The 9,949-nt window shown below is 45.9% G+C and carries 9 protein-coding genes; 4 read left to right on the top strand and 5 right to left on the bottom strand.

Going from position 1 to position 9,949, the window contains the following annotated elements; all coding sequences use genetic code 11:
* A partial coding sequence (locus QZ735_RS02005; RefSeq protein WP_294243685.1) for a replication-associated recombination protein A occupies nucleotides 1-908 on the top strand: 908 nt, incomplete at its 5' end.
* A 118-nt stretch (nucleotides 909-1,026) separates the two neighbouring features.
* On the opposite strand, the gene QZ735_RS02010 is transcribed toward QZ735_RS02005, so the two are convergent.
* From QZ735_RS02010 to QZ735_RS02030, 5 genes are all read right to left on the bottom strand, one after another.
* Nucleotides 1,027-1,467 carry a hypothetical protein gene (locus QZ735_RS02010; protein ID WP_294243687.1) on the bottom strand — a complete coding sequence of 147 codons (441 nt, stop codon included), beginning with the start codon at nucleotides 1,465-1,467 and terminating at the stop codon, nucleotides 1,027-1,029.
* Nucleotides 1,468-1,575: 108 nt separating this feature from the next.
* Nucleotides 1,576-3,780, bottom strand: coding sequence for a DUF2339 domain-containing protein (locus QZ735_RS02015; RefSeq protein WP_294243688.1), 2,205 nt, complete (start codon nucleotides 3,778-3,780; stop codon nucleotides 1,576-1,578).
* A gap of 251 nt (nucleotides 3,781-4,031) precedes the next feature.
* On the bottom strand, nucleotides 4,032-4,775 hold the full coding sequence (locus QZ735_RS02020; protein ID WP_294243689.1) for a hypothetical protein: 744 nt from the start codon (nucleotides 4,773-4,775) through the stop codon (nucleotides 4,032-4,034).
* 482 nt (nucleotides 4,776-5,257) lie between these two features.
* On the bottom strand, nucleotides 5,258-6,106 hold the full coding sequence (gene pheA, locus QZ735_RS02025) for a prephenate dehydratase (protein WP_294243691.1): 849 nt from the start codon (nucleotides 6,104-6,106) through the stop codon (nucleotides 5,258-5,260).
* A gap of 34 nt (nucleotides 6,107-6,140) precedes the next feature.
* On the bottom strand, nucleotides 6,141-6,557 hold the full coding sequence (locus QZ735_RS02030; protein ID WP_294243693.1) for a thioesterase family protein: 417 nt from the start codon (nucleotides 6,555-6,557) through the stop codon (nucleotides 6,141-6,143).
* A 137-nt stretch (nucleotides 6,558-6,694) separates the two neighbouring features.
* On the opposite strand from QZ735_RS02030, the gene dnaA reads away from it, so the two are divergent.
* The 3 genes from dnaA to QZ735_RS02045 all read left to right on the top strand — a co-directional run bounded on the left by dnaA (nucleotide 6,695) and on the right by QZ735_RS02045 (nucleotide 9,500).
* The gene (gene dnaA / locus QZ735_RS02035; RefSeq protein ID WP_294243694.1) at nucleotides 6,695-8,149 is read left to right on the top strand and encodes a chromosomal replication initiator protein DnaA; all 1,455 of its coding nucleotides are present in this window, start codon (nucleotides 6,695-6,697) and stop codon (nucleotides 8,147-8,149) included.
* A gap of 96 nt (nucleotides 8,150-8,245) precedes the next feature.
* Nucleotides 8,246-8,707 carry a low molecular weight protein-tyrosine-phosphatase gene (locus tag QZ735_RS02040; protein WP_294243696.1) on the top strand — a complete coding sequence of 154 codons (462 nt, stop codon included), beginning with the start codon at nucleotides 8,246-8,248 and terminating at the stop codon, nucleotides 8,705-8,707.
* Between the two features lie 94 nt (nucleotides 8,708-8,801).
* Nucleotides 8,802-9,500 carry an SAM-dependent methyltransferase gene (locus QZ735_RS02045; protein WP_294243698.1) on the top strand — a complete coding sequence of 233 codons (699 nt, stop codon included), beginning with the start codon at nucleotides 8,802-8,804 and terminating at the stop codon, nucleotides 9,498-9,500.
* Nucleotides 9,501-9,949: the final 449 nt, after the last annotated feature.

Raw genomic sequence — 9,949 nt, forward strand, 5'->3', positions numbered from 1 at the left:
AAGGCTGGATCGTCCTCATCGGTGCCACAACCGAAAACCCAAGCTTTGAGGTGGTTTCCGCACTGCTTTCCAGAAGCCAGGTGTATATCCTGAAAGCACTGACCTATGAAAAGCTGGAGGAACTCATTGATATTGCCCTGGACAGTTTCAACCGAGATGAGGATACCTCATTCAGGATCAGGGAAAAAGAAGCCTTTATCCAGTATTCCGGAGGTGATGCCAGGAAGCTGATCAATTCCGTTGAGCTGGTGCTGAACCAGTATAAAAATTCCACGGTATCCGAGGTCGGGAATGAAGACGTCATGGAGGTCCTGCAGGAAACCATGGCCCTGTATGATAAGAATGGTGAACAGCATTATGATATCATCTCCGCTTTCATCAAATCCATGCGGGGCAGCGATCCCAATGGCGCGGTCTACTGGCTGGCCCGGATGATTGCCGGTGGCGAGGACATCAAGTTCATTGCCCGCAGGATGCTGATTCTCGCTTCGGAAGACATCGGCCTGGCCAATCCCAATGCCCTGGTGATTGCCAACAATTGTTTTCAGGCCGTCAATATCATCGGAAATCCTGAAGCCCGGATCATTTTAAGCGAAACGGCTGTTTACCTTGCCGTTTCCCCCAAAAGCAATTCTGCGTATATGGCCATCAATGAAGCTTTGGCGCTGGTGAAAAAAACAGGGAACCTGCCGGTGCCGCTGCATCTCAGGAATGCTCCTACCAAGCTGATGAAAGACCTGGATTACGGAAAAGAATACAAATATGCCCATTCTTATGAAGGTAATTTTGTAAGCCAGGATTTTCTTCCCGAAGAAATAAAAAACCACCGACTGTACGAACCCGGAAACAATGCCACCGAAAAAAAGATCCATGATGAACTGAAGAAAAAGTGGGGCAACAAGTACTGAAGCGTCTGCCTTCATTACAAATATCTGACAGGAAATAAGGGATGCCGGAAAGAACTGAATGAAAAAAGGATGCCCGTAAGGACATCCTTTCCATTTAAATATAATCTGAGGAAATTATTTATTTTTTAAGGGTGGTATCTACGAAAACGGACTTTTTGCCTTTGTAATCTGTCAGTTTCATGCTGCTCAGCAGATCACCGTAAATCAGAAGGCTGGTGTCGGTAACTTCCGTTCCGTTGATCAGGACCGGCGTATCCTTGGGAAGTCTGAACTGCTCATTCAGCTGGTACAGGGCAAGCCGGTCTATCGTGCCGCTGCCGTTTTTAAGCTGATATTCCGTCAGGCCGCTCCCTGCAATGGCACTGAACTTTTTCAGGTTCCCGGGAAGATTGGCCGGGGTATAGGTACGGCTGTTCTGAACCGCGTTCTTATGGTTTACCGTAAACATTTCTACCGTTCCGATGACCCCGTCGGCCACCACAAGCTTTGTGCCGGCAGTTTTCTGCGCGGATACCAGTGCAGAAGATATTATGAAGAATGAATAAAGTAATTTTTTCATGGGCTGGAATACATATCTGTTAAAAACGTGATAAATATAAGTAATTTTTATAAAGTATGCATTTATTTTTATGATAAAATCATCAATAGGAGCAGGAGGTTCACAGTATCATAATTCCGGTTCTGTATTTTCGGGACTTTCTTCCTTTTTTTCCATCATGTGGCTGATCATTTTCTTCAGCCGCTGGAAAAGGAATGAACTGCAGAGAAGGATGATCCCCAGGATGATAAAAGCAATAATCCTGGAAACATGGTCCATTCTCCAGACGTCATATAGGTACAGTTTGATAATGGTAAGCCCTACGAGCGCAAATCCGGCTTTGCCATATTCCGGGGCATCGCTTTTCAGGCCTTTGTAGATAAGGATGCTGGCAAGGACAGCCCAAAGGATCGGCAGATACAGGAGACTGAAATGATAGCCTACTACCTTTGCTTCCGCAGCGGATTCCGCATTCAGAAGGATATACAGGTGGTACAGTTCAAAGCTTGCCGCCGTAATCGCGGTCAGGCTGAGCAGCCAGTAGGAAGACCGGAGCCTGTAAAATCCGGAATCAGGAAGTATCCGCATGATCAGGTAAACGAGCGGAAAGCAATAGAGCAGGTACAATCCGTAAAGGACAGCGCCTGTCTTGCCGAGCAGCACTTCAGACACCAGGCCGGTTCCGGCGATAGAGGTGTTGATTATGGTCAGTATAAAAAAAAGATACAGTAAAATGGTCTCAGCAACCGGGCCGATTCCTGTTCTTTTCCTGAAGAGCAGGAGGATGAAGAGATACCAGAGGCTGAACAGAAGACTGAAGCTGAAAACCAATATTTCCGGATTTCCGGAAGTCTGGTAAATGATCTCCAGCAGGAGGGCTGTATAGATCAGTCCGTAAGCCGCTACCGGAAAGGCTTTTTCGTAAACCCCCTGCTTCCGGCGACTCGTTTTCCCTTCTTTAAGAAGCAGCATATTCACGATGGTCGTAGCCACGGTCACCATGCTTGTCAGGAACACCGGATTAAAAATAACGGCAAGGTGAGCGGCATCGTCATATCCGGACCAGGTCACCAGCTGAGCAGCGAAGACAAGCGGGCAGAGGATGGCAAAGCAGGTCCTGAAAACAGGGAATCTTGTTTTTTTCCAGATAAAAAGAAGAAGGGTAGCTTCCACGGCCCAGCAGCTGGTGATAAGATGGGTGCGGAACTGCAACGCAAAAGCTACAGTCAGCAGGCTTACGGCAATGCCGGCAAATGCTGAAAAAGCAATTCCTGTGTTTTTACGGGAAAATTCACGGTATACAAAAACAGCATTCATCAACGCAAAGCCTGCCGGAAAAATAACCGCCGGACTGTACTGCAGTTCTTTAAAAATAAATACGGTTCCGGTAACCGTTGTGAAATTAACGAGGACCATCAGGAGGATGGAAGAGGAAGACAGCCTGCCTTCCCTGAAATAGTCCTGCAGGGCAAAACAATAGAAAAGGATATAGCTGATCAGAAAAAACGGGATGGATTTCAGATCAGCACTTTCCATCGTCCAGAAAAACAGGTAGACCGTGGTCAGGACAAAGGCCAGCCATCCTGTAGCTTTTCTTTTTTTTAAGTAAGATACCACCAGCATGCCGGCATTCAGGATCATGATATAGGTAAAGAGAAATAGGAAGTTGCTTTCACCGGTACTGATCATCAGCGGGGCTGCAAAACCACCGGTCAGGGAGACATTCATCAGGGTTTCGCTGTCGTAATAATAGGAGAGCAGCAGGCAGATGAGGGTTACCAGGCACATTATGGCAAATGCGGTATTCTGTGAAAACAGGTGATATTCCCTGAAAGCGAGGGTGGCCGTAAAATAGAGAACGGAAATTCCGCCACCGGTGATGATCTCTGCAAACACCCTGTAATTTTTACGCAGAAAGTGGCTGGTAACGATAAGGACGGCACCGGTGAGAAAGCCGATGCCGGCGCGGTAGGTCTCGCCGATCCAGTTCCGGTCGACGGCATATTTTACAAAATACCCGATGCCCAGCACCAGGGTGAAAATTCCGATGAGGGTCAGGGCATTCTGTTTCAGGAAATCGAAAACCGGGCTGTTCCGGTCCGCTTTTCCTGCAGGTGTTTCCAACGGATAAGTGCCAGGGACGGCCTCCGGTTTCCGGATGTCCTCCAGATTGGGCTGTATTAAGGGATCATGTACTGTTTCAGTATCCGGATGTCCGTCAATTTTTTTCCTGAGGTCAGAGAGCTCCCGTTCCAGCCTCCTGACCTTACGGGTAAGCTCGCTCACCATTATGATGATGACGATAAAGGCAACAAAGATCAGGGAATAGATCATATTTTATTTTTTGGTCGTTCAAATATACTGAAATGCAAGGCACCGGTAAAGGGATACTGAAAAGGATGCTGAAGGGAAGATGATATTTTTTTGAATCAATTAATCAGGAATGTTGCTCCTGGATGAGCTACCATGATGAAAGCCGTTAGCATGTGTACATTTCCGGGAGTCCGCCGCAAAAAAAAGAATCCGTCATCTCATGTATGACGGATTCATCTGAAGGTAGATCATTAACTATATAAAAATGTTTTTTAATTAGAGACTTTGTAAATATAAAAAGAACTTGTACTGGTTCCCAGTATATTAACATCAAGCAGTGAAGATCCGGTCAGTCCGAAAGAAATTTTATCACCTGCCTGCAGAGGATAAAGGGAATTGACACTCGATTCAGAAATCGTTAAGCTCAGGAGTCCAAGGTTGGCTCCGCTGAAAGACCGGCTGTCAATAAGTGTGGATACTGCATTTCTGGTCCGGACAATTCCAACTCCGGGCGCATTGGTCAGGAGTGCCGCCTGAATTCCTGTTCCGTAACGGAATTGAAATCCAATGGCATATACCCCGGTAGACGGCACCGTATAGGTATTGTCGGTATCCGAAAAGACTGCGGTAGAACCTACCGTCCTTTCGGCGTTGACGAAATTGACGGATCTGAAACCTGTCGGAAAAATCGTTGCAGAAACCAAAGTAACTCCTGCTGCTTTCCGGGCTGAATAAACGGAAGCTGCTACACCGGTAGTACTGCCTGAAGTGGCCAGGTCTGCAATAAGCTGGGGGTTTAATCGGGAAACTTCAAAATCTCCGCCGGTGTTCTGGTTAATGGCCAGGACCTGGTATCCGGTAGTAGAAGGTGCGGTAGGAGCCTGCCTGATCTTTAAGTTTCCATTCACGTCGAGGGTGGCTTGAGGAGTGGTTGTATTGATCCCAACTCCGGCACTTTGCGAGTATGCCGGCATAACCATCAAAGCCAAGAGTGCGATACAAATCTTAGTTTTCATGTGATGAATTTAATTAAGTTATGGTATATCTCAGTAGTTTCATCACAAGTATAACAATTATCATGCAAAAGTGAATATTTAATACCTAAAAATATACCATATTTTTTATTGATTTTGTATTATAAAGTGAATTATTATGAATAGAATACATCTATTTAAGTTAAATTACAACGTAGTCAATATTAAAGTGCAAATATCACAAATTATGGATTAAGTATTTGTTTTTCAGTGTATTACTAATTTTAAAATAATGGTAAAAAATTTGACTTAATTCAGTTCTTAGGAATAATTTCCGACCTGGAAAAATTGCGTTTCGTAGCAATAAAAAAAATACCGTCCGCTGATTATTAGGGTGATGCAGATTTATGTTCATTGTATAATCTGTATAGCCCGGCAATCAGCGGACGTCTTTTTAAGAGAGAAAATAAAGCTTTCGGGATGATGCAAAAGCTGCTCTGTAAGCCCGTTTTATCTTTCCGTGACTAACTCTCAAGAATAAATTCATTGTAATTTCCCAGAAAGGTAACCTTTGCATCCAGTGCATCCAGCTCTTCCAGGGCATGGTGGTGAAGCGGCGAATTCCAGTCCCCGGTCACCGTGATGAAGAAGAAATAATTGCCCAGCCCCGTCTTCAGGGTCCTCGATTCTATTTTGCTGAGGTTCATCTTCCGCCAGGCAAAAACGGAAAGTACCTGGTGAAGGCCGCCGGCATGATCTTCCGGCAGCGTGATCAGCAGGCCGGATTTCCTGCCGGACACCGGAAGGACGGAAGTATGGCAGGATGCCGGTGTTTTTGAAATGATGATGAACTTTGTGTGGTTCTGTTCAATATCCTGAATGTTCCGGTGGAGGGCTTTGAGGCCGTACAGATCCGCCGCAAACTGATTGGCTACGGCAGCCAGGTTACGGCCGGGGTGTTCGGAGACATATTTTGCCGCTGCGGCAGTAGAAGAGAATTCCTGCTTTTCTGCCGCTTTAAAATGGCGATCCAGAAAATGGAAGCTTTGGGCAAGGGCCTGCGGATGGGAATAAATTTTTTCAATGGTGTCCGGATGGCAGTCCGGATGTACCAGCAGGTGATGGGCGATGGGCATTACCGCTTCCGCTTCAATGCGGATTTCCGGCGTACCGTACAGGTAGTCCAGCGTCATTGAAACGGTTCCTTCAATAGAGTTTTCCAGCGGAACCACCGCCTTTTCCGCAGTTCCGTTTTCCAGGGCCAGGAAGCAGCCCGGAATGGTAGGCTGGGGCAATAGTTCCCCGTCAGGGAAAAGCTGGCGTGCGGCGAGGTGCGTAAAGCTGGCGTGCGGGCCCAGAAAAGCAATCTTCATATAATCCTTTTTGTTTTTTAAGTACGGGTGAGGCTTATTTCTCTTCTTTCCAGTTCTCCCGGATAAGGGCCATCAGGTACTCGGGGCACGGTACCACTTTACGGGTACGGGCATCGAGAAAGAACAGGGTAGTGGAGGCTTCCGTTATTTTGATATTTTCTTCATTGAAAATTTCATATTCAAACTCAATCCTTACCCCCGGAATTTTTTTTACAAAGGTATGGATTTCCAGTTTTTCGTCATAAAAAGCAGGGCGCAGGTATTTGATTTTATACTCCGAAACCGGCAGCCAAATTCCTTGATTTTCAATCTCGTTATACGACATTCCGATGCTCCGGAAAAGTTCTACCCGCCCGATTTCCAGGTACTCTGCATAATTGCCGTAGTAGACGTATTTCATGGGGTCTGTCTCTCCGTAACGTACTCGTAATGAGTGTGTTGTGTGTATCATATTTTCGGTCTAAAAATTCATACAAATATATTTTTAAATAATCAATAAGCGCAATATTTTTTTTTAAAATAAAAATTATGGACCTTTGTCATCCTTCTAAAAAGAGTACTAACAAAAGAATCAATCGGGGCATACTTATGGACGAAAATTTAATGATGATATGGCAGAGGTGCCTTCAGTTTATGCGCGATAATCTGAACGCAGCTGAAGACAATTCTGACCTTAAAAAGCTTGAGAAATCTTTCGACTTACTGTTCGATAAGGTGCAGCCTGTTTCATTGGTTGACAATAACCTTACCCTGATGGTACCGAGTGATTTCTATAAGGAATATATCGAAGACAATTACCTTTCGCTTCTTTCCGCAGCCCTGAAAAAGAACATCGGGAAAGGCGTAAAGTTATGGTATTCCGTAATGGAAAACAAGCCGAATGGCCTGGAAAAGCCCGTTACCATGAATATGAAAGGGAAAACCGTGCCTACTCCGAAAGTACAGGAGACCATGCCGCAGGGTTTTTCTTCCAATATCGTCAATCCTTTCGTGGTTCCCGGAATCAAAAAAGTAAACATTGATTCTAACCTGAAATCCGATTTCTCCTTCGAAAACTATGTGGAAGGGGAAAGCAATAAATTTGCGGCCACCGTAGCAAGATCCATTGCCAAAAGACCGGGTGCCACCGCTTTCAACCCGTTATTCCTGTACGGAGGATACGGAGTAGGAAAGACCCACCTCGGGCAGGCGGTAGGACTGGAAGTGAAGAGCCAGTTCCCGGATAAAGTGGTCCTGTACCTCTCTTCCGAGAAATTCATCCAGCAGTTCATCTCGGCTGCCAAAGCACACAAGCAGACGGAATTTGCCAATTTCTACCAGATGGTGGATGTACTGATCATCGATGATATCCAGTTCCTTTCCGGAAAATCGGCGACCCAGGACAGCTTCTTCCATATCTTCGATTACCTGCACCAGAACGGAAAACAGATCATCCTGACCTCCGATAAGGCACCGGCTGATATCATGGATATCCAGGAGAGAATCGTATCCCGTTTCAAATGGGGGCTTTCCGCAGAGATCAAATCCCCGGATTACAATACCCGTAAGCAGATCATTGAGAACAAACTGAGCCGCGACGGAATCGTACTAACCGACGATATGCTGGATTTCCTGGCTGCAGAAACCAAGACCAACGTAAGGGAACTGATCGGGGTCATCAACTCAGTTATCGCCTATTCCACCGTATACAAATCAGACCTGAGCCTTGAACTCTTAAAGGATACCATCAGCAAGATTGCCGCCAATCAGAAGAAGATCATCAACATTCCTTACATCCAGGAAGTGGTATGCGAATATTTCGGGATCAAGAAAGAGCAGCTGCTCTCGAAGACCAGAAAAAGGGAAATCGCGCTTCCGAGACAGCTGGCCATGTATTTCTCCAAGGAGCTTACCAATGCCACCTTCACCAAAATCGGTGAGGAAATGGGCGGGAAAGACCACTCCACGGTAATGTACGCCTGCGATACCATCAAAGACGTATCCAAGATCGACAAGGAAGTGAAGAAATATGTAAAGGACCTTTCTGAAAGGATCAAACAATAAGAAATAAACAGATTTTAATCATAAAGTAAAAATGGAGGATAGGAATATTCTTCATTTTTTGTTTAGCTTTGTTCATCATAAAAAAAGAAAATACCGATGAAAATACTGATGGTCTGCCTCGGCAACATCTGCCGCAGCCCGCTGGCAGAAGGACTCCTGAAATCCAAAGTTCCGGGAGAGGTCCTGGTGGATTCCGCCGGAACCATTTCCCAGCATGAAGGGAAACATCCCGATCCGAGAGCCCTGAAAACGGCTGAACGGCACCGGCTGGATATTTCAGCCCAACGCTCCAGACCCATTACTCCAGAAGATCTCGAAACCTTCGACCGGATCTACTGCATGGACCTCGATGTGATGGAAGACGTGATCTCGAAAGCACGGAATGAAGAACAGCGGCAGAAAGTCCTGCTCTTTATGTCGGTGCTCGGCGACCATGAGAATGCCGAAGTCCCGGATCCGTACTGGGGCGACATGGACGAATTTGAAAACGTTTACCGGATCCTCGACAAAGGCTGCGAAAAAATTGCTGCCGAGCTTACAAGCTTCCAAAGCTCATAACCTCTCAGTCTGCATTCATTACTTATCAATAATCATTCATCACTCATCACTCATCACTCATTACTCATTACTCATCACTTACACCTCTACTCCCATGCTTTTCCTCTTACCCGCCTACCTCTCCGAAAACACTTCCCTCAGCCACTTTTCACCGGTCATTACCGAATACATCATGAAGACCGATTATTTCTTCGTGGAAAATGAAAAAACCGCCCGGAAAGTCGTGAAATTCTTTGCACCGGAAAAGAAACAGTCGGATCTGAAGCTCTTCCTGCTGGACAAATACACCGAAAATGCAGACATTAAAGAAGCCCAGGAACTGATGATGAAAGGGCAGGATTTCGGTCTGCTTTCCGAAGCCGGCCTTCCCTGCATCGCCGATCCGGGAAACCTGATGGTAAAATGGTGCCATGAAAAAAACATCCGTGTCATCCCGATCTCCGGACCGTCTTCCATTATCCTGGCCCTGATTTCCAGCGGCTTCAACGGCCAGGAATTTACCTTCAACGGCTACCTGCCCATTGATAAAAGCGAAAAGAAAAAGCAAATCCAGCACCTGGAAAATAGGGTACAGAAAACAGGCTACTCCCAGATTTTCATGGAAACCCCGTACCGCAACAATGCCCTCTTTGAAGACCTGACCAAATTCCTGTCGCCCAACACCAAACTCTGCATTGCAGCCAACATCAACGATCCCGAACACGAATTCATCAAGACCAGGACCATCAAAGACTGGCAGAAGAACAAACCGGAACTGCATAAAATCCCGGCGGTATTTGTTCTGGGGAAATAACTGATGAAGTATGCAAGCAGTTGTTGGAAAACGCAATGGCGCGAAGGGTTTTGCCTGCTTTGTGGGGTACAAGGCGCAAAGATTTTATCGAAGATAAAATGGAATGCTGCATAGGGTCCCGCGATACTGAAGCCTGTAAAACAGTCTAATCAGCGGCATTAAAATTTGGCTTTGCCAAATTCCTTGCGCCTTATACTCCAGCATTTTCTGGTATTCCTTGCGACTTTGCGCTTTCCAATACTGATCAAAAGCCTGAAGCAAAATACTTAACGGAAACTCCCCTCCGATCTTGGAGGGGTGTCGAAAATTCATAGAATTTTTGACGGGGTGGTTTTAAAAAGATGATTGAGCGGCACTAGTCCGTATACTTATAATATGGATACGGATACGAGCGTGACGCCCGCACCAGCATTAGAGACGCTGGTACCAAGTAGAGCTGATATTGGAAA

Origin of the sequence: uncultured Chryseobacterium sp., from assembly GCF_913776365.1 — a bacterium.
GTDB lineage: Bacteria > Bacteroidota > Bacteroidia > Flavobacteriales > Weeksellaceae > Chryseobacterium.